Source organism: Chryseobacterium herbae, from assembly GCF_025154075.1.
Lineage (GTDB): Bacteria > Bacteroidota > Bacteroidia > Flavobacteriales > Weeksellaceae > Chryseobacterium > Chryseobacterium herbae.
In genome coordinates, this window is record NZ_JAOAMU010000006.1 from 24541 (window position 1) to 48649 (window position 24109).

Here is a 24109-nt window from a genome sequence, read left to right on the forward strand (position 1 = left end):
ATTTATGTTGTAATACATCCCTTTATCTAGCAAGCCAGAATCATTGGAGGAGACCTATTCGCTTGGAGCAATGACTTAATTTCATTGGAAAAAGAAATGCAGGATGACGAAGGTCTGAACCTGGTACTCGTAATTCTGAATGAAAGGAAATGCTCAATAGAAGATGCTTTTGATGAAGCTGTACAAATGTATAACGCACGTGTTGAGGAATTTGTAAACTTATATAATGACATTCCGGATTTTGGGATATATACACCGGTTGTTAAAAAATTTCTGGAAGGTCAGGGCGGCTATCTAAAATGGTTTGAAGAGATCAAAAGGTATAATACAATAGACTCCGTTAGTTAGATAGTCGGGATTTTAGGTTAGGAAATGAAACTTATGATAAATTGCATTCACACAATGTAAGTCGAACAAATCAAAAGCTGTAATATTGTAACTCAAATTATACTAATGAAGACTAAGTTTCAGCTTCCACCGATTCCGGCGGTATTATTATCTATTGTCAGTGTGCAATGTGGTGCCGCAATTGCGAAAGGACTTTTCCCTGAAATTGGAGCAGCGGCTACTGCTACTTTAAGGATTGGGTTATCTGCAATTATCTTATGGATTGCTTTCCGTCCTAACCTATCCAAACTCAATGGGAAACAATGGAAATATGTAACACTTTACGGCTTATCGTTAGGTGCAATGAATTTAATTTTCTACATGGCTATTGAGCGCATCCCAATTGGGCTGGGGGTGACTTTAGAATTTGTCGGACCGTTGGTTCTGGCAATTTTCAGCTCAAAAAAAATCACAGATTTTATATGGATCATTTTAGCCGTCGCTGGTATTGCATTAATTGCGCCGTGGTCGAGTAACGGATTAAACTTAGTTGGCGTTTTATTAGCCTTACTTGCTGGTGGTTTTTGGGCAGCATATATTATTCTTGGAGGAAGAATATCTAAAATAATGAAAGGTGGTGATGCGGTTACTATCGGGATGCTCATTGCAACAATCTTTATATTGCCATTTGGAATTTTTGATGGACGGCTTGTTAACCTTAATCCACAATTGATAGGTTTAGGGGCGGCACTCGCTCTGCTTTCCAGTGCCATTCCTTTTACGCTTGAAATAAATGCCCTTAAACAATTACCGGCACGAACTTTTAGTATTTTAATGAGCCTTGAGCCTGCAATGGCCTCTTTAGCCGCTTTCGTATTTTTACAGGAATATTTATCAGTTACCGAATGTATTGCCGTAGCCTGTGTGATCATTGCATCAGCGGGTTCTGCAATAACTTCCAAAGGCACAGAAGCTAAGTAGAATATTATTTTGAAAAATTAATAGGAAAACATATTAGGCGTGATGTGTAGCCCCACCAGGAATTGAACCTGGATCTAAAGTTTAGGAAACTTCTATTCTATCCATTGAACTATGAGGCCGTTGAACAGAATAAAAATACTAATTAATTTAAATAAAAAAAGACCTTGCCGAAGCAAAGTCCTTTAACTGGATGAAAAAAATACCGTTTTCGGTTTAGTCTTTTATAATTTTTAGCCTTTCGGAATTACCGTTTTCAAAAAGCACATTAAGGATGTAGATTCCTTTACCATAGGATGAGAAATCAATTTTCACATCATTCACTTTTGCATACTGCAGCGTTTTGATTTTCCTTCCGTCAATACTATAGATTTCAATTTCTTTAATAAATTCCTCTGTCTTTAAGACACCAGTATCTGAAACAGGATTCGGATAAAACTGGAAATTCCGTACAGCATTATCAGAAACTGAAAGCTGGTTGGTATTCACAGTTTGAGTGAAAGTTTCGGAACAGGAATTTTTGTTTACCGTAAGAGTTACGGTATACGTTCCGGATGCTGTATAGAGATGCGTAGGATTGACAGAAGTCGAAGTAGCTCCATCTCCGAATGTCCACAACAAGGTATCGTAATTGGTAGAGCGGTTGGTGAAAGTAACATTTTGTCCGTTGCCACCTGCTGAAAAACCTGCATGGAGGTGAAAAACATTCGAATTCCATTGGGCAGGATTGTTAAAAAAAGTTCCGTCCGCCAGTTGCTGGTAATATTCAGCCTTGTTTTGTGTCATCCCACTGAGGAAAGAAGACGGGAAGATCCTGTCCTGAAAAAGTGCAGTATATACGGAAGCAGCCACAAGATAACTGCCCTGAGGGCCGGGATGGACATCATTGTAAGAACCGTGAAGCGCCAGATCCTGAGTCGCTGTATAGTGAGCTCTTGCAGATTCTCCCGCAGGAATCATTTCTGTCTGCATAAGGCTGGACATTTTCGTGATGGAATCCTTGATGGTTTTCTGAAGATTGAAATAGGTGGCATATTCATTTTGAGAAGGAACTCCATAAGGAATTTCGTATAGGAATATTTTTGAACACGGGCTGTATTTTCTGATCGAATCTCTCAGCTTTCTGCCTCTTTCTGCCGTTACCGAAACAGGGTAGGTGTAGCCTGCAGATTCTCCTGTTCCGGGCTGCATCACGACATATTTGTATGTTTTGGATCGAATGGTCTGGTAAAGAGCATTGTCATTCACGTGATTGACAAATCCGGCGCCACCCACAGTATGGGAGGTAACTTCAACGTTTTTCCCTTTTGAAGCAGCCAGATCTTTAAAAAGAACAGGCATATCATTAAAATATGTCATGCTGTTTCCAATAAATAAAACCTGATCAGCTTGAGCAAAAAGCAAGGTGCAGAGATTAAGCAGAATCAGAGTAAGTATACTTTTAATCATAGTATTCATAAAAATTAATTTTTTAAATAAGCCAAATACCCATGGAAAGCAAAAAAAGCAAATCCATGGGAACTGTAATAACTAGTATGAAATGTTTAGCTTTTTGGTGGGATATAAGGTTCAGGTTTTGGATCAATAAGCAGAACAGAAGCCTGCCATAATAAGGGGTAGTTTTTCTTCATAAAAAATATATTTAATTGATAAAATTGATATCTAGGTTAAAAGTCATATAAAAATTAGTGAAATATTATTAATATTGCATCGGATTTATCTTTGTTGTAAAGATGTCATATTGGCGTTGTGCAAACATCATTGTTTTAATAATCCCCGAAATTAATTATTATTTTCTTTCCGGCATTGATTTTAAAGCTCTGAAACATAACGTGTAGTATCTAATGCGTAGGTGCTTCTTATCTACGACAATGGCTGATAAAATCCTTTAACAGATTAAGAAGACTAAAAAAAATATGGCTAAAAAACTACTTTCTTGTTTATTTTCCTTCTCACTGATTTTCTTTTCATATGCCCAAAAGGTGACTGAAGAAAAGCTTAAAAGTATCATTTTTGATATCGGATTTTCCACCGCCGGCGACCGTGAGATTAAAAAAATAGACAGTATTATTTCAATATGCCATCAGAACAACTATAGCGACTGTGAAGTATTCGGGTATCTTAAAATTGCCAATATTTATAATAAGAATAATGATATTAAAAAAGCCTTTCACTATACCGACCTTATTGAAAAGAAAAACCTCATCACTCCCGATACAGATTTTGAAGCCGTTTTTTATTTTTATACCATCCGGTCTCTCTTGCATCAGAAGCTCGGTGAAAGAGTAGCAGCCCTTAAGTTATTGGATGAAATAGCAGATCAGGTAAAAGAAAACCCTTATTACGAATATCTCTTGGATTGGCAGTATGCCGGTATCTACACTGAAATGAATGAAAATAATAAAGCACTAAAAGCATATAAAAAGGCCTATCTGAACGCAAAAGAATATAGAAAACAGCGTGGGCGAAATACAGACAAAAGTAAAAACAAAATAAGCAACAGCTACAAAACTACCGCTTATCTCGCGGGAGCTTACCAGAAGCTGGGAAAGATGGATTCTGCAAAGATATATATTGAAGAAACATTGAAGGATGCCCGCACTATGGATGAGATAGGGTTTCAGTACATTGCGTCCATCTATGCCGCTGAATATTATCTGAAAGCAGAAGATTTCAAAAAAGCACAGCAACACCTTTGGATCTGCAAAAACATAGCAATGCACCACTATAAAAGTGAAAACTACCAGGAAGGGGTGATTACTGATCTTATCAATCTGTACGAGAAAACGGGGGAGAAAGATAGTGCAGATTATTATTCGAGGCAGCTGCTGGAAATACAGAATCACAATGATGCCCAAAACAAGGTTCAGAAAGACAGGCTTGATAAAAAGCGTCTGGCTGAAGACGGGAGCAAAGCAATGGAAGTAAAAACCCTGATCTATCTCTGCATTGGTCTCCTTGTGGTGCTGATTTGTATTTTTATGTATTTTTTTTATAGAAAGAAAGGAAAAGAAAAAGAGAAAGGAGCTGATCCTATAGAAATTCCGGCCGTACAGGATAATGATCTTTTTGATCAGGTAATTGTGCTGGCCAAAGAAAACAATCCCGAGTTTTTAACGAGATTTAATGATTATTGCCCCGGTTTTTCAGAAAAGCTCGTTGAGGCCGCTCAGCTTAAAAGCTCCGAGATCCGTTTCTGCGCCTACCTGTATCTTAATTTTTCTACAAAAGATATTGCAGCTTATACCTATACCTCGGTAAGGACTGTTCAGACTAAAAAATACCGTCTTCGGAAAAAACTCAACATTCCGAATGATACGGAGATCTATCAGTGGTTCAGGGATTTGTTGAAATAAAGTGATTTTTCTTCTGATTTAATTTCCCAGCTTATGCAGATATAATACAGGTTCAAAAAAAAGCATTCCATAGAATTGTATTAATCTTGTCCATGAAATTAAGCAACATCAAATAATTTTAAAATAATTTACTTAAAATAAGTATCTTATGATTAACTAAAAAACAAAAATATGAGACCCGCCTTTGGAATATTCTGGATGCTTTATATGCTGTTTTTTGCGATCCCGTTTCCCATGATTTTGTATTATAATATCAAAGAAGCGGAGCCGCCTATGCTTAACGAAACCAATCCTTGGCTTGCAGTAGGGCTTTTAGGGCTTTCTGTACTTTTGTGGACCCTGGTTTTATCAAACTGGTTTTACAAATGGATCATTGTGAATTTTGTGGCCAAAAGAAACATAATCCATCTTGCTAAACATGGGGTACGGAGGAAAGCTGAAATTCTGGAAGCAGTAAAAGTGTCTAAGCCCGGCAGTAAATATGATGTCTACGAACTTGTACTTTCTTTCAAAAACCTGGTGAATACAGACATCAGGCAGAAAGCAGCCGTTAATGATTCAAAACCTCAACAGCGTCGTTTCGAAAAAGGGAGAACGGTTGAAATACTTATTGATAAAGACGTAAAAAGCATGCCTTACTTTATTTTTGCAGGAAGTGAAGCCAGGATCAATATTCTGTATATTTTTCTCATTACAATGGGCTGGCTGACAATTGTTAGTATTGTTATCTGGTATTATATCTTTTCGTATCAGATGGAGAGCCATGGAATGGGGTGGAGGTTCATTATCTATTGGCATCCTTTGTTGCTCTGTCCTGCCATATTATTGTTTTACAAAGGTATTTTCTCCTACTTTATAAACAGGATCTTCCATGGTAAAAATGGGGAGCCTGAGCTTATTAAATTTAAAGGAATCAGAACAACAGCCAGATTGATCAGTGCTAATCAAACCGGAACTTATATCAACGCTCAGCCCATGGTTTTATTTAAAGTGGAGTTTGTTGATGAGCAGAACCAAACCCGGAGAGCTGAAATCAAGAAGATCGTAAATCTTATCGACCTGAACACTCTCAGACAGCAGACGATAGATATTTTTTACTTAAAAGAAGATCCGGACCGCATTGCCATTGCCGGGGATTTGGATAATATAAGTTAGAAACCATGAAAAACTTAATCATCATAATAGCCACGGGCATTCTTTTAACCGGCTGCGAAAAGGTTTCCAAAAGTATAAACGAAACTTTTGAGCCTGTAGCAGATACTACGGCTCAACATACAAAGAATGAAGAAATTCCGGTTTCAGTTCCCAGTCCTTACAGTCCGGCTGTAGAAAAACAGATAGAAGAAGCCCAGCGCCTGGTCAGTACCATGCTGGAAAAGCATACCAAAACACGTACTGATACCTATAAAGAAGGTGAAAATACAGATTTTTTAACGAATGAAGAGAAGCTGAAAAGCGCTGAGGAAGCCTTGAGAAAACTTCCTCAGTATGCAGGGAAAGAGATTAGGGTGTATAATATCATTCACTTTAATGATAACGGAAGTATTCGCGCTATGCTTCAGCACCCTACGAATCCTGGGTATATTGATAATTATGAATACAAAGACGGGAAATGGTCTGATCCTACACCTGAGCAGATGTCCGTAAGAGATGATATTGAAAGCCGTTTGGTTCCCCTGGAGAAAATAGATTTCGCCAATGTTGCCAAAGCTGCGAATGTTTACCATCAAAAAATAGAACAGGTAGAAGGCGCAAAACCGATAACCACTATTTATATATCCATCGCAAATAACAACCTTCGGTGGTTCCCGGCAAGTATCAATGGCAGCAGAGAACGGTATTCTATTCAGCTTAATCAAAACGGAACCTTAAAAAAGTTTGAAAGAGAATAATAAGATCGGCTCAATTAGCTTGATCTGCGAGAGTAATCCAGTAATTTAACTGAATATTTTTATTCAAAATTTAAAGAGTATTTTATTATTGCGAATTTACCACGCAAAGCTTTTGCTTGATTACTTTCTATTTAAAAGAAAATAAAGAGATGAGACACGGTCGCTGATTAAGCTGCCGGATAATAAGTGAGCTTAGTCAAATTAATCTTTGATTCCATCTTTGCAGGCTTAAATAAAAGGCTTTAATCTTGACCTTTGCTTTATAAAATATTTCAAAAGGTTTCAAAAATCAGTCATTCCAATTTTCAAAATGCTTCCCAACTCCGTACAAAGGCTGTAAAAGAAAGGACCCGCTCTTTAGAAGCGGATCCAGTAGATAAAAACATCTCATTTTTTTAATTAGACAACAATTAAAAAAGCACAGCCGACAATGCTGTGCTTAAATTTTTATTTCAAATTTAATTGCAATTTCAAAGCTGAAAAAAGCAAAAAAAGATTTCATTTCAGTTGTATTACATAGTAAATGTAGGACTATTTTTAATACGAAACATGAATTAAATGTTAAAATTCACAAGTTATCCACATTTTTTTGTGGATAAGTTTTTAATCGGCTGATAAACAGAGTGTTTTGAAATTTGAATTTTTCTTTTTTTTACGATTATTTCTTTTTAAAATAGAAAATAAATTGTTTTGATAAAAGCTGAAATGTTGTTTTTTGGGATGAAATTACTTTAAAAAAAGAGTTTCTATGCTTGTAATTAATTGACGGTATTTTAAAATAAATATCTATATTTGGCTCATTAATATCTCTTTATAAATATCATTCCCCGTTCAGACACATTTTTAATCGTCTGAAATCCTAAGGTTCAAATTGTCTGGACCTGACCTTACTATTATTTTATTTAACGATAAAGAAAATTGACGGTAAGCGCACGCATTATTCGCTATGCCCATATTTCTTTACAGACAAAAGAGATCATTATGAAAACAACTCCCATTGCCGTAATAGGTGGAACCGGAAAAACCGGACATTATCTGGTTCAGGAACTTCTTAAAAAAGAATATCCTATGAAATTACTTCTCCGGACTCCGGAAAATTTTACCCTTCAGAATCCTTTAATTGAAATTATAAAAGGGGATGCAAGAGATTTCGACGCTATAAATCATCTTATTAAAGGCTGCAGTGCTGTGATCAGTAAGATAGGACAGCCTGTCGGAGAGAAATCAATATTCACGGATGCCACAAACAATATTATAAAGTCTATGAATGGTCATGGAATCAAAAGATATATCGCAATCACCGGCGTGAATGTTGATACTCCTTTTGATCATAAGAATGAAAAGGTAAAAGCCGCCACAGACTGGATGTATCAGAATTATCCCAAAACCACACAGGATAAGCAGGATGAATATGAGATCCTTGTAAACAGTAATCTGGACTGGATATTGGTAAGACTTCCTTTAATCATTCCGACTTCAGAGCATTTCAAAACAGAAACGAATCTGACAGATTGTAAAGGCGAACAGATCAGTGCTGCAGACCTGTCTGAATTTCTGGTTTCCCAGATTGAGGATGAAACTTATACTAAGCAAAGTCCATTTCTGTATAATGTAAAGGAATAAAAGTTCACCTTCCTATAAAAGAATAGAGAGCCATCGGCTCTCTATTTATATTTAGTTTTCAAGTTTTTCCTTAATGTATTTCGCGGTATGCGATTTCTTATCCTTCGCCAGATCTTCCGGGGTACCGGCAAAAACAACTTCGCCGCCATATTTCCCTGCCTCAGGGCCAATATCGATAATATAATCCGCGGATTTGATAATATCCGGCTGATGCTCGATAACGATCACGGAATGTCCAAGATCAATCAAAGCCTGCAACGATTTCAGTAATTTCTGAATATCATGGAAATGCAGTCCTGTAGAAGGCTCATCAAAGATAAATAAGGTTTTATCTGTCGTCACTCCCTTAACAAGGAAAGAAGCCAGTTTTACACGCTGTGCCTCACCTCCCGAAAGGGTAGAAGAGCTCTGTCCCAGCTGTAAGTAACCCAAACCTACTTCCTGAAGCGGTCTCAGTTTGGTCACGATCTTTTCTTCGTTATTATCTTTAAAGAACTCCAGCGATTCATCCACGGTCATATGAAGAATATCAGAAATGCTTTTCTCGTCGAATTTCACTTCCAGGATCTCGCTTTTGAAACGGGTTCCTTTACATACTTCGCATTCCAGCTCAATATCTGCCATGAACTGCATGGAAACATTGATCACTCCTTCACCTTTACATTCGTCGCATCTTCCGCCATCTACGTTAAAAGAGAAATGCTTAGGCTTATAACCCATCATTTTTGATACTTTCTGCTTGGCAAAAAGATCCCTGATGTCGTCATAGGCTTTCAAATAAGTAACCGGGTTGGATCTTGATGATTTCCCGATTGGATTCTGGTCGATCAGCTCGATGTTTTTAATAAGTTTCTTTGGAAATTCTACAGAATCATAATCTCCTTTTTTGCCACCCATTCCAAGCTGGATCTGGATGTCATTGGTTAAAATTTCTTTCATTAACGTAGATTTTCCGCTTCCGGAAACTCCTGAGATCACCGTAAGGCTTTCCAGAGGTACATCTACATCTATATTTTTAAGATTATTCTGTCTTGCTCCTTTGATATGGATCCATTCCTTGGCTTTTCTTCGCTTTTTCGGAACTTCAATTTCCATTCTTCCGGTCAGGTATTTTGAGGTCAGTGTATCTGCATTTTTAAGATCATGATAGTCTCCTGCAAAAACCAGTTCACCTCCAAGATAACCTGCTTCCGGACCGATATCGATAATATAATCTGCGGCTTTCATTACGTCTTCATCGTGTTCCACAACGATTACCGTATTTCCCAGATCACGAAGGTTCTTTAAAACGCCGATCAGATTTTCAGTATCTCTTGAGTGAAGACCAATGGAAGGTTCATCCAGAATATAAATAGATCCAACCAGTGAACTTCCTAAACTTGTAGCAAGGTTGATTCTCTGACTTTCCCCGCCAGAAAGCGTATTGGATGTTCTGTTAATAGTCAAATAACCCAAGCCTACTTTTAATAAAAATTCAATACGTGTTTTGATCTCATACAACAATCTTTTGGCCACATCCTGATCATGCTCAGAAAGTTTCAGTCCTTCTATTAAAGGATGCAATTCATCAAGCGGAAGCTCAATCATCGACTGGATATTGTGTCCGTCTACTTTTACCCACGTCGTTTCTTCACGCAGCCTCAGACCTTCGCAGGTAGAGCAGAGCGTTTTTCCTCTGTATCGGGAAAGCATAACGCGGTACTGGATTTTGTATAGGTTTTCTTCAAGCATTTTGAAGAAATTATTGATGGATGGGAAGCTGCTTTTTCCGTCACCTTTCCAAAGGAAGTTTTTCTGCTCTTTGGTCAGCTGATGATACGGCTTATGGATAGGAAAGTCTTCTGCTTTTTTGATGAATGCCTTTTTCCATTCGCTCATCGTTTCTCCCCTCCAGGATACTACAGCGTCTTCATAAATGGATAAGGTTTTATTGGGAATCACAAGATCTTCATCGATTCCGATCACTTTTCCATAGCCTTCACATGCCGGACATGCTCCGTAAGGGTTATTAAAACTGAAAAAATGAACATTCGGTTCAAGGAATTCCATGCCGTCCAGCTCAAATTTATTGGAAAACTCTTTTGCTTTTCCGGTATCTGCATTTTTCAGTGCACAATAGCCATGACCTTCGTAAAACGCCATCTGAATGGAGTCTGCAAGTCTCTGTAGAAAGCTCTCGTCTTCTTCATAAGAAAAACGGTCGATCACCAGATTAATCACCATTCCTTTTTCAGGGGTGAAACCAAAACTTTCCAGATCTTCAATACCGGCTACGTTACCATTGATTTCAAGTCTTGTGAAACCTGCCAGCTTTAAAACTTTTAATGCCTCTTTAAAATTATCTGCGTCATATTCCAAAGGAGCCGTCAATAAAAATGAAGTCTCTTTTTTGGAAGCCTTGATAAAATCGATGACATCAGAAACGGAATCTTTTTTCACTTCTTCGCCGGAAACCGGAGAATAGGTTTTCCCGATTCTTGCAAAAAGAAGCTTCATATAATCATAGATCTCTGTAGAAGTTCCTACTGTAGAACGCGGATTGGAAGAAATCACTTTCTGCTGAATGGCAATGGAAGGTGCAAGCCCTTTGATATCATCCACTTTTGGTTTTTCAAGTTTACCCAAAAACTGACGTGCATAGGAACTTAAACTCTCTACATATCTTCTCTGTCCCTCAGCATAAATAGTATCAAATGCCAGAGAAGACTTTCCGCTTCCGGAAACTCCTGTGATCACGATGAGTTTATTTTTCGGGATCAGAACATCTATATGCTTCAGATTGTTAAGGTGTGCATTCTTAACGAAGATCTGTTTTTTTATATCTATTTCTATTGTTTTAGCCATGTTTTATCTTTGAAAAAGATTGTTTGCATCTTAAAAAAATAAGACCCACAAAATTACGAAATTTTAGCGGAAATAAGATGCTTAAATATTTCCTGGATATAAATATATTATCCTGAGTCATGCCGGGAAAAGAAGACTGATTTATTGAGGAATAAAAGGGTTATCTGTGAATAAATAATTATCAGTCATAAGGTTATATCAGTGGGGTGTTTTCATGATATTTTTCATCGTTTTATGATTTTCGTTATATTTTTACCATTTACTATTGTTTTGTGTTTTAAAATTATTTAAAATTGTACTCATAAATTTGTAATATAGAAATGATAAAATTATTCAGAGATCTAGTTACACATTTAATGAGAAAAAGATAAAAAAGTCACTTCCCGTAAAAGATGCAGTATAGCCATACTGCATCTTTTTTTTTATGATAACTATCATTTGCCTGTCTTCCGGAACTCTCTTACTTTTGAAGCCATTATTAAAGAAACTGATTACGAACAAAAACGGCAACTATTATGATCAAAAAGATTGGGAGTATATTTTTATTGGGGTCAATGCTCTGCGCCCATGCACAGGAAAAAACAACGGATATTGAAAGCATTGAATTTCAGGGAAAATTTATCTCCACACCTTACAAAAGTGCCAATCAGAATATAACGGTCATTACCAAAGAAGATATTGCCAATTCTCCGGCAAAAAGTATCGATGAAGTTCTTCAGCAGGTTCCGGGAATGGATATCAGAAGGAGAGGAGCCAATGGCGTACAAAGTGATATAGGCTTCAGAGGAAGTTCTTTTGAGCAGGTTTTGTTGTTGCTGAACGGCATCAGAATGAACGATTCCCAAACGGGTCACAATTCAATGAATGTACCCGTAGATATGGATGATGTGGAAAGGATCGAGATCATAAAAGGTCCGGCTGCCAGAAGATTCGGACAGAATGCCTATGCAGGTGTTATCAATATTATTACCAAAACAACTCCTGGAAAAAGAGTGAAAATAAGTGCTGATGGCGGAGATTACGAAACGTACGGATTCGGATTCAATGCGCAGTTGGGCAATGAAAAATTCTCCAATTCTCTTCAGGCTAATTCTGCTTCATCACAAGGTTATATGTACAATACGGATTACGAGATCCGAAATGTTTTCTACCAAAGCAAACTGAACATTAAAAACGGAGATCTGAAGCTGCAGGCCGGTTTTTCTGAAAAGAAATTCGGGGCCAATGGTTTTTATGCGTCTAAAAGCGCGACCGAACAGTATGAAGAAACACAGGCTTCCATAGTAAGCTTAGCGCATCAGCAAACGTTTGGGGCTTTAAAACTTAGCTCCAATGCCTACTGGAGAAGAGGACAGGATATGTATCTGTACGACAGAAATAAGCCTGATGGTTACAGAAATATGCATATCGGGAATAATGTAGGTGGAGAAGTGAATTCCAGTTATCAGTGGGGATTAGGAACGACCGGTGTGGGTGTGGAACTGAGAAAGGAATTTCTGGCGAGTAATAATTTAGGCGAGCGAAATCGCTTTGTTTCACAGGTTTTCTTTGAGCATCATTTTTCATTACTGGATAAAAAACTGAACATCAGCCCGGGAATTTCATGGGCGAATTATTCCAAAGAAGGGAACTTTTTTTACCCCGGATTAGACGTAGGTTATAATTTCAATCAGAATAATAAGATTTACGGAAATATTGCAAAGGTTCACCGTGTTCCGACCTTTACCGACCTTTATTATGTAAGCAAAACCGAGCAGGGAAATCAAGGTCTTCTTCCTGAAAATGCCGTTTCTTCTGAAGTTGGTTACCAATATCAGGATAGCAGGATTCTGGCTAAAGTGAGTGGATTTATGAGAAATTCTAACAATTCTATCGACTGGGTTAAAAAAAGCCTGACAGATCCAATATGGTACGCTCAGAATGTAGGAAAAATTGATACAAAAGGAGTTGAAATTGAATTGAGCCACAGAGCTTTCAGCTGGCTGAAATACACCGTAGGATATACCTATCTGGACAGTAAAATGAAAGAATCCAATGAATTTGTTTCAAGATATATTCTGGACAATCTGAAGCATCAGGTGGTGGCTAAACTGGAGACGAAATTCCTGAACTATTTCACGAACGAATTGGTTTACAGATATAATGAAAGAATGAATCTGGGGACTTATAATCTCCTTGATGAAAAGCTGAGTTTTGTCAAAAAAGACTTTTCGGTGTATGTGCTGATCAATAATTTGACGAACACAAAATATACGGAAGCTTTTGGGGTTGGAATGCCTCAGAGATGGTTCCATTTAGGCTTCTCGTATACGATCAATATTAAGTAAATGTTAATTCGAAATGAATGAAAGTTAACATTAACAAATTGTTAAATAATTTATTTTTGCAAAAATTTTTTATGAAACTTTTTTTAAGTCTGAGTTTACTTTTGAGTATGACCTTTTTAAAAGCACAGGAACACATTTCCAGCTTCAATGCAGTGACTCTAACCTATAAGTTTCATCCGAAATTTTTTCTTTACGCAGAAGGACAGTTAAGAGGTAACGAAGATTACACCTACCCGGATTATTACGAGATCAAAGGAGGAGTTGGTTACAACCTGACCAAAAACCACAAGCCTTTCGTAGGTCTTGGGAGATATGTGAATTACAAGGAACACAGTCTGAGCAGAGAAGAGTTCAGGGTATGGCTGCAGGACGTGATTGATCTCAAAAAAGGAATCGTGAAGTTTGAAAACCGTTTCAGAGCGGAGAAAAGCTGGTTTTACGAGCCGGCAACAGATAAAGCTTCCCAGAGAATGCGTTACAGATACCGCCTGAACATCAGTGTTCCCCTGAATGCAAAAACTGTCAAAAAAGGAACCGTTTTCGCGAATGCTTATGACGAAATCTTTTTGGTAAGCCCGATGAAGCCTACTTTCGCAAGAAACAGGGTGTATGGCGGTTTTGGCTATCAGATCGATGACCATTTCGGAATCCTGACAGGTTATCTCTGGCAGCGTGAATTTGAAGCAAAAGGGAATAAAAACCTACACTTTATCTATCTGGCTTTAAACATCAATATCGACGGTACGGATCATCCTACAAAAACGTATGACTTCCCGGGAGCGGATTAATATTTCTCTATCAGATAATGATACGCTTTCAGGTATTTGTTGAATCTTTTAATATCCTTGGGAGTAAGCTCTCTATTGACTCTTCGGAGATCCATATTGTCACGGAGATCATTTAGTTTTACAGCGACAGCCAAAGGTGATCTTTCCGTTCTTTTAACGAATTCATCATAGTCTTCTTCGGGATCAAATTTGGTAAGGCAGCTGATGGCAAAAATAATGTATTCGGGAAAACCTTCCGTTCTTAAATATTCCAGGCTGAACTCTTCCGGGTGGTCTTCCACTACGTCATGAAGAACGCCAACGATCTTTTCGTCCATTGTTTTACCGTATTCCATGACACGCATTACGTGAGCGATGTAAGGAGCGTGGTATTTATCGGTTTGTCCTTTGTGTGCTTTATCAGCTATCTTTATGGCTCTGTTGAGCATTTCGTCTTTTGTCATTTCAAATAGAAAATAGAATACAAAAATAAAAAATGCCTTAAAAAATAAGACATTTTTATTGAGATTATTTTAAGGAATATCAAATAACCTGATTTCGGGCTAAAAAGTTAAGATTAAAAGGCTGGAAGATGGAAGCTTGAGGATGGAAGTTACTATTGGGCAGTAAGTACTTAACAATTTCTTTTAAATTTATTGAAGTAGTTTTAAGAAGATGAATAAAAACACCCTGTATTTCTATCTTTGGATTTCAATAACTTCCCTCTTCCAGCTTCTGACTTCCTTGCATCAGGATAAAAACTGGAATGTCTTATCCCGAACTCAGTTTAAATAATGGTTTCATCCTCTACAGAAGCCCCTGGTGCATTGTTTTTTACGGATTCTATCCCGTTTTCCATTCCGTTTTCAGATTCGTACATCTGGCTGGTTCCTATCACCTGTCCGTTGCCGGCTTTTAAATTGAAATAGCAGCGGTCGTCTTTTGCTGTATTTCTTTCAAATTTAGAATCATCCTGCGAGTTGGTGCGTACAGATTCTATTCCGTTTTCACATGATGATTTTGAGCCGTATCCCTGGCTGGTTAAAATCACTTGTCCGTTGCCGGCTTTCAGATTGAATTTGAAATCACTGTCTGTTCTCTGCGAGATAATGAATTTTCCCATAGTAATTGGTTTTTGTGGTTTGATTAGTTTTTTTAATTATTTGGAAGGCTGTGCCTTTTTTGTGTCAGGTATTGGTTTTTCAGGAGTTGAGCTGTTAAGTATCCTGTATTTTGAGTTATCCCGTTTGGCTTCTTTTAACGCCATGTACAGCGATGTGTCTTTTGGAGTAGCGACGAGTATTTTATACTGCTGCTTTTCATCTGTTTTGACCTTCGCCTGTGCTTCTTCAAGGCTTTTGTATTTAAGAACCTTTGTGGTGTCAATCTTTGGAAGCAGCTGTTTTTTATCTTCTTTCTGCTGAGCGAAAGCCATTGTACTGAACAAGAATAACAAGCATGATGATGATAACTTCATTTTTTTATCTTTTTTGGACTTATAATTTAGTAAAATTCCATTCAGAGTTTATTATTTTCTTCTTCGGATCGGCAGATAAAAATGATATATGACTATCATAGTAAAGCGACTCGTCTTTATCATTTTGAAAAATTAAATGACTTTTGATCCTATTTAATAATTAAAAGTAACAAAAAAATTGAAAAATAACAAAAAAGCTTCGCGCTGCTTCCCGTACAAAACATTTTATTCCGACCATTTTCGCTTATTAAATAGCGAAAACAACGCTCTGGTGCGAGAAATGCCAAAAAATTCGGATATGGAAGGAGTTGATCGTATAATTACTGAAAAAAGTTATTAAACCTATTTAAACGATTCTGAATCTAATTTTCATCAATTGGTGATATAAACCGCGCTGGGTTCTATGAAATTGGAATTTCCATTATGACTTCTATTGTTTTAAATGTAATTAAGAGGTTTATTTTGTGTTTATGTGAAAATTTTATTTATAAATAGATATATAAGTTTTGTTATTATATATTTGTATTAAATTGTGTTAAAATAATTATAATTCAATAAAAATTACATAATTATTATAGATTATTTTAATTTATTTGATGGATTTTGTTTTTGTTTTTATTTTATTTTTATCAGTATTCGGCAGGAAAAATAAAATTACTGCCAATTCATATCAATCGCATGGATTGAACATCATTTAAGTTTCCTGTGATTTCAAATTCTTTGTCTAATACACTAAAAAACAAAATCAAAATGAAAAAACAACACACAAAACTTCAGATTTTATTAGTAGGAATTTCTCTGTCATTATTTTCATACACTAATGCTCAAAATGCCGCATCTAATGATTCAAGAGATGACCTCATTAATGAACCAGGTTGGTCATGGACTATTGATGATAACAATAACCAAACTGGAGATGGTTTCAGATGGTGGAATAATGGGGGTAACAATAGCACGGATCTTATGATGCAGCTAACTGAGGCGAAAAATTTAAGTCTTTTTGGGAATCTTAATTTTAATAATAGTAAAAATAAGATTGGGATTCATCACAATACGGATGTTTTTAATAGCTATAGTTGGATAGAGTTAATGGGAAATGAACCTAATAGAGTGGGAACATTAGCAATGGGTGGTAAAGCAGTTGAGATATTTGTAAATTCTTCAACTACGGGTTATGGACAACCTGCATTAAGTATTAATAGTGATGGACAAATTACCTTAGGCCACCTGGGAGGGACAATCAAAGAAGCAGATATTGTCAACTTAGATGAATTACTAGGCTACAATGACCTGCGTTTTGATGCAAATGGGGATAGAAAGCATGAGTTGACAATTACTGGTGATACTTTTGAAACAGAAATTAAAAAGGTCATCTTTGATTATGGGGTAGGAAATGACTTGGCCCAGGTCTCCATCAATACGGACAAGCAGGTTACTAACGCAGCTTTAACTATAGCAGGAGCTACTTATATTGGAGCAAAAGCAGAGTTGGCGGCAGCGGGATCATTAGCCAAATTTAAACCTGAATATTTAACCAAATACAGTCTGTGGGTTGAAAAAGGTATTGTTTCAGAAGATTTTGCATTTGCCAGTGTTGCCACATGGAAGGATGAGGTTTTTCATCCGGATTATCATTTAAAAAGTTTAGAGGAAGTAAAAGCCCATATTGAGCAGAACAGACACCTGCCAGACGTACCTTCAGAAAAAAATATAAAGGAAAACGGCTATACGGCGCATCAGATGAATATGATTTTCATGCAGAAAATAGAAGAGCTTACGTTGCATGTGATTTCTTTAAACGAAAGAATAAAAAAGTTGGAAGGGGAAGCAAACGGTTTCAAAAATAAATAATACATTATGAAAAAGTATTTATTATTTGTTCTTATCCTTGCAGGCACAATGCTGCTTTTTTCGCAAGGTGCTACCAGAGCTACATGGCAGGCAAGTAGTGGTGCCAACTATACGACCAATATCAATTTGGCATATGCTTATTCTGATCAGGAATACTCAGATGGGGCTGTAACTTCAATACCTGGAACTTCTTCATTTATTAACATTATTGATTTTTACGGTGAAGGAAGAATTGTTACTGGAAATACGGTATCGGGCTTTAAAAGTGCTTACAATATTAACCATCAATATCAATTGGTAAGTAAAGGTCCGGATGCACAAAAAAAAATACCTAATAGAATTCCGGTTTCGGCGTATAACGGAAATTTAAACCTTGCAAAGTATGTCACGAGTGATAAAGTGAATAATATCACGTTAATGGGATCATCCATTCAGCAAAATACAGCTGAGGAAATAGCCAGAATGATCAGGAAAGACGGGTTAGGGAAAATTATTATCTACGGTTTCAACGGTTCGGAACCGGCTGTTGTTGTATTAGAAAAAGAACTGGCAAAGATTGGTTTTTACCATGTTCCGAAGTATGTTTTGGAAACACCTTTTAGTGAAATTAAAGGTTTTTCAGGTACTCCCAAAGTCTATAAAAACAAAAAGATCAAGGTGGTGGGTGAGAAAGTGTTTTACTCGTTAAATGCAAAAACAAATCCTTCTATTTCTCAAGAAGACATGGCCACTCTTGACTATAGCAGTTTATTAGGATTAAACTCTGATGTGTCTGGAGGTATTAAAGGGACCATTGACAAAGAAGGAGGTAAAATTGAAATTGAAGCTTTTGCATATGATAGCCGGGAGACTGATGGAATTCAAAAATTATATTCAACTGCAGCGGTATCTAAAGATAAGTTAGTATATAGAGCTTATAGCGATATTACTGATGTTAATAATTATATAGAAAAAACAAATAAAGTTCCTTACGGATTTGTAATAAATGAAGCAGGTGTTGCTCAGATATTAGCAGAAACTGAATCGAATAATGTAAAATTATTGGGAGCAACTTCTAAAAGCGGTTGGGAATCGCAGTGTGACTATGCTCCTTTAAGATTTCTTAAATGGCTCCAGTGGAAGTGGTTGGTAAATTTTCCGGGAACTGAACCATGTCAGAAGGTTAAAACTCTTTTAACTACTGGGAGACAGCCGGTGATTGTAAAAGTTAGTATTAAGGACGCTACTTTATATGATTTTAAAATACCCGGAATGGCCAATAATATGATCCATTTTGTGGATACCAGAAAGAATCTTGAAGAATATAAGATCATAAAAAAATTGAAAGTAACTATTTTAGAATCCCCTAATGATCATCAGAATGCCAGCTTTTATAAAGAAAAAATAGGAACTTACATTAAAGAAACCAATACCTTTTATGCGGCAAAAACCGGGAAAACAAAAAGTGCTGAAATAACAGCTGAAATCGGGAACCCTAGATTTTTATTTAAAGATGTTGATTTAATTATAAAAAAAGGCAGCAAAGAAAGCTATAATTATCAGGTAAATGCTGATAACGATGCTTTTAAATCTGAAGCAAGTGTAGATCAGAATAATGGTGAAACCATGCAGTTAATTTACATCCACTCCCTAGCAAGATTTTATCCTGCCAATACTACTAATGTAAGGGTAATCCGGGGAATGTCGCGTAATGGAAGTGCGGTGATAAACACTTCGGATTTTACTGTTTTTTCCTATAGCAGAATGTTCAATGATAGTCCTTCTGTCTATGGAAGCCCGGGAGCAACCCTGGCCCATGAATTTGGTCATTACTTTAATTTAGACCATCCGTTTGAAGGGGGATGTGCCCAGAACAACGGAGGTGATCATGTTTCAGATACACCACCGGCGGAAGGTTCGCTTTGGTATTTAACGGATCCCGGAGGTGCCAATGAGAGCGGTATCACTAATCCATGTCAAAATTTTACGTCATGCAGTGGAACCAGAAGACAGGTAGAAAACATTATGGATTACGGGCCTTGCAGGTGGTTGTTTACTGAAGGGCAGGCTAACCGGATGACTAACAGAATCAATACAAAGCCTGGCTTATTCAATACCGTTTTTACTTCAGATGATATCGATCCGAATGATATAAACATCGTTGTTGATGATCAGAGAAGAGGTGAGCTGAGAAGAAAAAGTACGGGATCTGATGTTTCCAGACTGTCTGTCAGGATGATATATCCAGATTCTAAATATGGGGCTTATCAGGCAGAAGTTATTTCGGATCAATCAGAAAAAGCAAAGATTCAGGTATTTGATCATAACCGGACTTTGGTTTATGAAAAAGATGTTGTAGTGGAAAAAGGGAAAAACTATTTTCAGATAGAACCCCGTTTTTTTGAAAAAAATGGACTTTATATATTATCCTACACCGGAGAACGCGAAACAAAACAAGTAAAAATCTTATCAAATAAGCAGTAAGAATTTCAGATTATAGTAAAGTTATTATGTATGAAAAAAGCTGCGCGAATCCGCGCAGCTTTTACCCTATGTATAAAAGACTAAAGCCACTATATTCGGTTGGTTGGTTTACTTCACGCAGGTTTTCAATAAACAAAAAAATATCCTGAATTATTTCAGTTTTGGTAGCTGATGTGTTTGGGCAATTATATCTTTTAGGGAACGAAATTTTTAGTTGTACCGAATAAAAATAAAAAGTAGTTGGGGATCTGAAAAAAAACTTTATTTTTGGGCCTAACAAAAAAAAACGACAAAACTATGAAATGGTATTTAAAAGTATTAAAACAGTATGCTGATTTTACAGGAAGAGCCAGAAGAACCGAATACTGGATGTACGTATTGTTTAATATGATTTTCGCAATTGTAGCTGCAGTATTAGATAATCTGTTAGGATTGAAATTTAATCAGGAGATCCCTTATGGATTTATCTATTTGATCTATGGACTAGCTACTTTTATTCCGGGACTAGCTGTTATGGTTAGAAGATTACATGATGTCGATAAAAGCGGATGGTGGGTTTTTATCTCTTTGATTCCACTTGTTGGAACTATTTGGTTACTTGTACTTTTAGCAACAGACGGAACTCCGGGAGCTAATCAGTATGGGGTAAATCCTAAAGAAAATTTCAATGAAATAAATGAAATTGGACAAAAACAGATGTAATTTCAAAAGAATTACAACCCATATTAATATAATAAACGCTCCAAAAACTTGGAGCGTTTACTATTATATTTCAAACTGATATTTAGTAATGACCTTTAGCAATATAGTGTGCTGCTACTTTTTCAGTTAAAGCTACTACATTAGGATGATTGGTATACTTTGTAAATCTTCTCAGACCTGACAGCATCATTCTCTGCTCATCACCCTCTGCGAAAGAGATAATTCCTTCTTTAGCTGCTGCGATGACCTTTTCAACAGCTTTGTAAATGTTAAGCTGTGCCATTGCTGCTTCTACAGAATCAGGAGAGAAATGTTTCTCAGCTCTTAGTACAGCAGATTCTGCCATATAAAGCTGGTTAAGGATCTCAGATGCATTCAATAATAAGTGTTGTTGCTTTTCAATATCCATCATGAATTTTTGAAGAGCGGCTCCGGAAACCATAAGGAATACTTTCTTAAGGTTAGCGATAATCGTCTTTTCTTCACTCATGAACGCTGAATAATCAGGTACATCAAATGATGGAATTCCCATTAATTCTTTGCTGATAGCCATTGCCGGAGAAAGCAGATCTAATTCTCCTTTCATCGCTCTCTTAATCAACATTCCTACTGCTAATAATCTGTTGATCTCATTGGTTCCTTCATAGATTCTTGCGATTCTTGAATCTCTCCATGCAGCTTCCATTGGCATATCTTCAGAGAATCCCATTCCTCCGTATACCTGGATTCCTTCGTCAGCAGTATGTTGCGTTAAATCTGAAACAAAAACCTTCAAGATAGAAGCTTCCACAGCAAATTCTTCAACCCCTTTCAATTCAGCCTGCTGATGATTCATTCCACCAGCTACCAATTCATTGATTTTATCTTCAACGTCTTTTGCAGCTCTGTAAGAACCTGCCTCAGCAACGAAAATTCCTGTTGCCATTTCTGCAAGTTTCTTTCTGATCGCTCCGAAAGTTGAAATAGAAACGCCAAACTGCTTTCTTTCATTAGAATACTGAAGAGAGTGGTTTAAGATTCTTCTCTGTCCGTCAAGGTTGGCAGCTGCCAATTTAATTCTTCCTACATTCAAAGCATTCAAAGCGATTTTGAAACCATTGTTTCTTTCGCCTAAAAGATTCTCAGCAGGAACTTTCATATCATTAAAGAAAACCTGTCTTGTAGAAGACGAACGGATTCCCAGTTTATGCTCTTCTTCACCGAAAGTAAGCCCTTCAGTTCCTCCTTTTTCTACGATGAAACCAGTAATGTTTTTATCATCATCAATTTTAGCAAACACAATGAAGATTTCTGCAAAACCTGCATTGGAGATCCACATTTTCTGTCCGTTGATCACATAATGTTTCCCATCCTCAGAAAGTTTAGCTCTTGTTTTTCCTGAGTTGGCATCAGAACCAGCATCAGGTTCAGTTAGACAATATGCTCCGAATTTTGTCCCTGTTGCCAGATCCGGAAGGTATTTTTTCTTTTGCTCTTCTGTACCGTACAACAGGATAGGAAGGGTTCCGATTCCCGTGTGCGCTCCATAAGCTGTAGCCAATGAACCATTCGCACCTGAACAGTAATCACATGCCAGCATAGTATTTACGAAGCCCATTCCAAGACCACCGTATTCCTCAGGAACAGCAACTCCTAAAAGTCCCATTTCGCCCAACTGACGCATTTTTTCTTCAGTTAAAGCATAATCTTTTTTCTCAAATCTTTCTTTTTGAGGAATTACTTCTCTGTCGATAAATTCTTTCGCAGAATCACGAAGCATTTTTTGTTCTTCACTCAGTTCTTCAAGAGTGAAAATATCATTTGCAGGAATTTCCTTGATCAGGAATTCACCTCCTTTTAATGTAGCCATATGTTTTTTTGTTTTTTGATAGATTAAAGAATAAAGAGAAAAGAATAAAGACTTACAACATTAAGTTCTTTTGAAAGCCCGAGATCATTCTCTGTAATTCTGTGATTTTATTTTCTATAATTTCATTTTTAGATGACTCAAAATAATTTCTGTTATTTGAAATTATTATTTGAGTCTGCAATTCATAAAGAGAACCAAGACTTATTTCTAAAAAACGATTAAAATCTTTATTAGAAGTTCTGCTTGAGCCTTCTGCAATATTTGAGGCAACAGAAACTGCGCACCTTCTAAGCTGGGATTTCAATCCGAATTCTTCGCTTTTGGGAAAACTGTCAGTAACTGTATAAATTTCATCGGCCAGTTCAATAGATAGTTTCCAAATATTGAGGTTTTTGAAATTATGCTTCATCCTGGTCTTTGCTCTTTTAGTCTATTTTATTAAAGCAGCTCGAAGATACTTGCCGCTCCCTGTCCCGTACCCACGCACATAGAAACCATTCCGTACTTGTTGCCACGTCTTCTCATTTCGTCAAGAAGCTGAACGGTTAGTTTTGTTCCGGTACATCCAAGCGGGTGGCCAAGAGCGATCGCGCCTCCGTTGACGTTAAGAATATCAGGGTTTAATCCCAATTCATTTTTGATCGCCACAGATTGTGATGCAAAGGCTTCGTTCAATTCAATTAATTCAATATCTTTTAATTCAAGACCTGCTTGTTTTAAAGCTTTTGGTATCGCATAAATCGGGCCCATACCCATAATTCTAGGCTCAAGACCTGCAGCAGCATAAGCCACTAATCTCGCTTCCGGCTCAAGACCTAATTCTTTCACCATTTCTTCACTCATCACCATTACAAAGGCAGCTCCGTCGCTCATCTGAGATGAATTTCCAGCGGTTACACTTCCTCCGTTTGCGAATACAGGTCTCAATTTAGCAAGACCTTCCAGGGAAGTATCTTTTCTAGGTCCTTCGTCTATTGAGAAATCAAACTTTTTAGACTGCATTTTCTGGTTATCATCCAGGAAATTATATTCTACAGGAATAGAAACGATCTGGCTTGCAAATTTCCCTTCTGCATTAGCTTTTAAAGCTTTCATATGTGATTCAAATGCAAACTGATCCTGTTCTTCTCTTGTAATATTATATTGTTTGGCTACTTCTTCAGCCGTGTAACCCATTCCCCAGTAATAATCAGGGTTTGTTTTTGCGATATCCGTTTCCGGAACCGGCTTGTAACCACCCATCGGAATATAAGACATGGATTCTGTACCTCCTGCGATGATACAGTCAGCCATTCCCGCCTGGATTTTTGCAGAAGCAATAGCAATCGCTTCACTTCCTGATGCGCAATATCTGTTTACGGTAACTCCCGGAACTTTATCGGTATTCAATCCCATTAAAGAAATCAGACGGGCTACATTCAGTCCCTGTTCTGCTTCAGGCATTGCATTTCCTACGATAAGGTCGTCAATTCTGTTTTTATCTAATTGTGGTAGCTCAGCCATTAATTTTTCAATCACTGTAGCGGCGATCACGTCGGGTCTTGTGAATCTTAAACTTCCTTTTGGAGCTTTTCCAACGGCAGTTCTGAAACCCTTTACTATATATGCTTGTTTCATTAGATTAGAGATTTTTAGACAAGAGATTTGAGACTC

At 37.1% G+C, this 24109-nt stretch carries 19 protein-coding genes and 1 tRNA gene; 11 read left to right on the forward strand and 9 right to left on the reverse strand.

The genetic code is table 11. The annotated features are described in order from the left end of the window. Positions 1-42: 42 nt before the first annotated feature. Both N0B48_RS17375 and N0B48_RS17380 read left to right on the forward strand, forming a co-directional pair. Positions 43-348 carry a terpene synthase family protein gene (locus N0B48_RS17375; protein ID WP_259840569.1) on the forward strand — a complete coding sequence of 102 codons (306 nt, stop codon included), beginning with the start codon at positions 43-45 and terminating at the stop codon, positions 346-348. Positions 349-453: 105 nt separating this feature from the next. Continuing rightward, on the forward strand, positions 454-1308 hold the full coding sequence (locus N0B48_RS17380; RefSeq protein WP_259840200.1) for an EamA family transporter: 855 nt from the start codon (positions 454-456) through the stop codon (positions 1306-1308). 47 nt (positions 1309-1355) lie between these two features. On the opposite strand, the gene N0B48_RS17385 is transcribed toward N0B48_RS17380, so the two are convergent. Further along, positions 1356-1427, reverse strand: a tRNA-Arg gene (locus N0B48_RS17385). A gap of 94 nt (positions 1428-1521) precedes the next feature. Next, positions 1522-2763, reverse strand: coding sequence for a PKD domain-containing protein (locus N0B48_RS17390; RefSeq protein ID WP_259840202.1), 1242 nt, complete (start codon positions 2761-2763; stop codon positions 1522-1524). A 458-nt stretch (positions 2764-3221) separates the two neighbouring features. On the opposite strand from N0B48_RS17390, the gene N0B48_RS17395 reads away from it, so the two are divergent. From N0B48_RS17395 to N0B48_RS17410, 4 genes are all read left to right on the forward strand, one after another. Continuing rightward, positions 3222-4661: a tetratricopeptide repeat protein gene (locus tag N0B48_RS17395; RefSeq protein ID WP_259840204.1), complete on the forward strand. Its 1440-nt coding sequence runs from the start codon at positions 3222-3224 to the stop codon at positions 4659-4661. A gap of 171 nt (positions 4662-4832) precedes the next feature. After that, positions 4833-5816, forward strand: a complete 984-nt coding sequence (locus tag N0B48_RS17400) for a hypothetical protein (RefSeq protein WP_259840207.1) — start codon at positions 4833-4835, stop codon at positions 5814-5816. Positions 5817-5821: 5 nt separating this feature from the next. Continuing rightward, positions 5822-6553 (forward strand): hypothetical protein, encoded by a 732-nt coding sequence (locus N0B48_RS17405; RefSeq protein WP_259840208.1) that lies wholly within the window; start codon positions 5822-5824, stop codon positions 6551-6553. A 981-nt stretch (positions 6554-7534) separates the two neighbouring features. Next, a complete protein-coding gene (locus N0B48_RS17410) occupies positions 7535-8176 on the forward strand; it encodes an NAD(P)-dependent oxidoreductase (protein ID WP_259840209.1) in 642 nt (213 codons plus the stop codon). Positions 8177-8227: 51 nt separating this feature from the next. Here the strand turns inward: N0B48_RS17410 and uvrA are convergent, their stop codons facing one another. After that, positions 8228-11020 (reverse strand): excinuclease ABC subunit UvrA, encoded by a 2793-nt coding sequence (uvrA, locus tag N0B48_RS17415; protein ID WP_259840210.1) that lies wholly within the window; start codon positions 11018-11020, stop codon positions 8228-8230. Positions 11021-11535: 515 nt separating this feature from the next. Between uvrA and N0B48_RS17420 the strand changes: the two genes are divergently transcribed. Together N0B48_RS17420 and N0B48_RS17425 are read left to right on the forward strand one after the other, a co-directional pair. After that, positions 11536-13347: a TonB-dependent receptor plug domain-containing protein gene (locus N0B48_RS17420; RefSeq protein WP_259840211.1), complete on the forward strand. Its 1812-nt coding sequence runs from the start codon at positions 11536-11538 to the stop codon at positions 13345-13347. A gap of 71 nt (positions 13348-13418) precedes the next feature. Then, complete coding sequence (locus N0B48_RS17425) at positions 13419-14135, forward strand: DUF2490 domain-containing protein (RefSeq protein ID WP_259840212.1); 717 nt, start codon at positions 13419-13421, stop codon at positions 14133-14135. Here the strand turns inward: N0B48_RS17425 and N0B48_RS17430 are convergent. The 3 genes from N0B48_RS17430 to N0B48_RS17440 all read right to left on the reverse strand — a co-directional run bounded on the left by N0B48_RS17430 (position 14132) and on the right by N0B48_RS17440 (position 15591). Beyond that, complete coding sequence (locus N0B48_RS17430; protein WP_081987452.1) at positions 14132-14578, reverse strand: phosphohydrolase; 447 nt, start codon at positions 14576-14578, stop codon at positions 14132-14134. The genes N0B48_RS17425 and N0B48_RS17430 overlap by 4 nt on opposite strands. Positions 14579-14901: 323 nt before the next feature. Further along, positions 14902-15237 (reverse strand): YegP family protein, encoded by a 336-nt coding sequence (locus N0B48_RS17435; RefSeq protein ID WP_259840213.1) that lies wholly within the window; start codon positions 15235-15237, stop codon positions 14902-14904. Between the two features lie 36 nt (positions 15238-15273). Further along, entirely contained in the window at positions 15274-15591 is a 318-nt protein-coding gene (locus N0B48_RS17440) for a hypothetical protein (RefSeq protein ID WP_259840215.1), read from the reverse strand. A 750-nt stretch (positions 15592-16341) separates the two neighbouring features. Between N0B48_RS17440 and N0B48_RS17445 the strand changes: the two genes are divergently transcribed. The 3 genes from N0B48_RS17445 to N0B48_RS17455 all read left to right on the forward strand — a co-directional run bounded on the left by N0B48_RS17445 (position 16342) and on the right by N0B48_RS17455 (position 20607). Next, positions 16342-17442: a hypothetical protein gene (locus tag N0B48_RS17445; protein ID WP_259840217.1), complete on the forward strand. Its 1101-nt coding sequence runs from the start codon at positions 16342-16344 to the stop codon at positions 17440-17442. Positions 17443-17448: 6 nt separating this feature from the next. Next, complete coding sequence (locus N0B48_RS17450) at positions 17449-19905, forward strand: M43 family zinc metalloprotease (RefSeq protein ID WP_259840219.1); 2457 nt, start codon at positions 17449-17451, stop codon at positions 19903-19905. Between the two features lie 297 nt (positions 19906-20202). Continuing rightward, positions 20203-20607: a DUF805 domain-containing protein gene (locus tag N0B48_RS17455; RefSeq protein WP_259840220.1), complete on the forward strand. Its 405-nt coding sequence runs from the start codon at positions 20203-20205 to the stop codon at positions 20605-20607. A gap of 82 nt (positions 20608-20689) precedes the next feature. On the opposite strand, the gene N0B48_RS17460 is transcribed toward N0B48_RS17455, so the two are convergent. From N0B48_RS17460 to N0B48_RS17470, 3 genes are read right to left on the reverse strand one after another with little or no spacing between them, the layout of a single operon-like run. Further along, on the reverse strand, positions 20690-22456 hold the full coding sequence (locus N0B48_RS17460) for an acyl-CoA dehydrogenase FadE (protein WP_259840222.1): 1767 nt from the start codon (positions 22454-22456) through the stop codon (positions 20690-20692). 52 nt (positions 22457-22508) lie between these two features. Further along, entirely contained in the window at positions 22509-22865 is a 357-nt protein-coding gene (locus N0B48_RS17465; protein ID WP_259840223.1) for a four helix bundle protein, read from the reverse strand. A 29-nt stretch (positions 22866-22894) separates the two neighbouring features. Beyond that, positions 22895-24073, reverse strand: a complete 1179-nt coding sequence (locus N0B48_RS17470) for a thiolase family protein (RefSeq protein ID WP_259840225.1) — start codon at positions 24071-24073, stop codon at positions 22895-22897. Positions 24074-24109 lie beyond the last annotated feature (36 nt).

Coding starts and splice junctions, on each gene's coding strand:
- N0B48_RS17380 (WP_259840200.1), top strand. CDS start 454: ATGAAGACTAAGTTTCAGCTTCCACCGATTCCGGCGGTATTATTATCT.
- N0B48_RS17390 (WP_259840202.1), bottom strand. CDS start 2,763: ATGAATACTATGATTAAAAGTATACTTACTCTGATTCTGCTTAATCTC.
- N0B48_RS17395 (WP_259840204.1), top strand. CDS start 3,222: ATGGCTAAAAAACTACTTTCTTGTTTATTTTCCTTCTCACTGATTTTC.
- N0B48_RS17400 (WP_259840207.1), top strand. CDS start 4,833: ATGAGACCCGCCTTTGGAATATTCTGGATGCTTTATATGCTGTTTTTT.
- N0B48_RS17405 (WP_259840208.1), top strand. CDS start 5,822: ATGAAAAACTTAATCATCATAATAGCCACGGGCATTCTTTTAACCGGC.
- N0B48_RS17410 (WP_259840209.1), top strand. CDS start 7,535: ATGAAAACAACTCCCATTGCCGTAATAGGTGGAACCGGAAAAACCGGA.
- uvrA (WP_259840210.1), bottom strand. CDS start 11,020: ATGGCTAAAACAATAGAAATAGATATAAAAAAACAGATCTTCGTTAAG.
- N0B48_RS17420 (WP_259840211.1), top strand. CDS start 11,536: ATGATCAAAAAGATTGGGAGTATATTTTTATTGGGGTCAATGCTCTGC.
- N0B48_RS17425 (WP_259840212.1), top strand. CDS start 13,419: ATGAAACTTTTTTTAAGTCTGAGTTTACTTTTGAGTATGACCTTTTTA.
- N0B48_RS17430 (WP_081987452.1), bottom strand. CDS start 14,578: ATGACAAAAGACGAAATGCTCAACAGAGCCATAAAGATAGCTGATAAA.
- N0B48_RS17435 (WP_259840213.1), bottom strand. CDS start 15,237: ATGGGAAAATTCATTATCTCGCAGAGAACAGACAGTGATTTCAAATTC.
- N0B48_RS17440 (WP_259840215.1), bottom strand. CDS start 15,591: ATGAAGTTATCATCATCATGCTTGTTATTCTTGTTCAGTACAATGGCT.
- N0B48_RS17445 (WP_259840217.1), top strand. CDS start 16,342: ATGAAAAAACAACACACAAAACTTCAGATTTTATTAGTAGGAATTTCT.
- N0B48_RS17450 (WP_259840219.1), top strand. CDS start 17,449: ATGAAAAAGTATTTATTATTTGTTCTTATCCTTGCAGGCACAATGCTG.
- N0B48_RS17455 (WP_259840220.1), top strand. CDS start 20,203: ATGAAATGGTATTTAAAAGTATTAAAACAGTATGCTGATTTTACAGGA.
- N0B48_RS17460 (WP_259840222.1), bottom strand. CDS start 22,456: ATGGCTACATTAAAAGGAGGTGAATTCCTGATCAAGGAAATTCCTGCA.
- N0B48_RS17465 (WP_259840223.1), bottom strand. CDS start 22,865: ATGAAGCATAATTTCAAAAACCTCAATATTTGGAAACTATCTATTGAA.
- N0B48_RS17470 (WP_259840225.1), bottom strand. CDS start 24,073: ATGAAACAAGCATATATAGTAAAGGGTTTCAGAACTGCCGTTGGAAAA.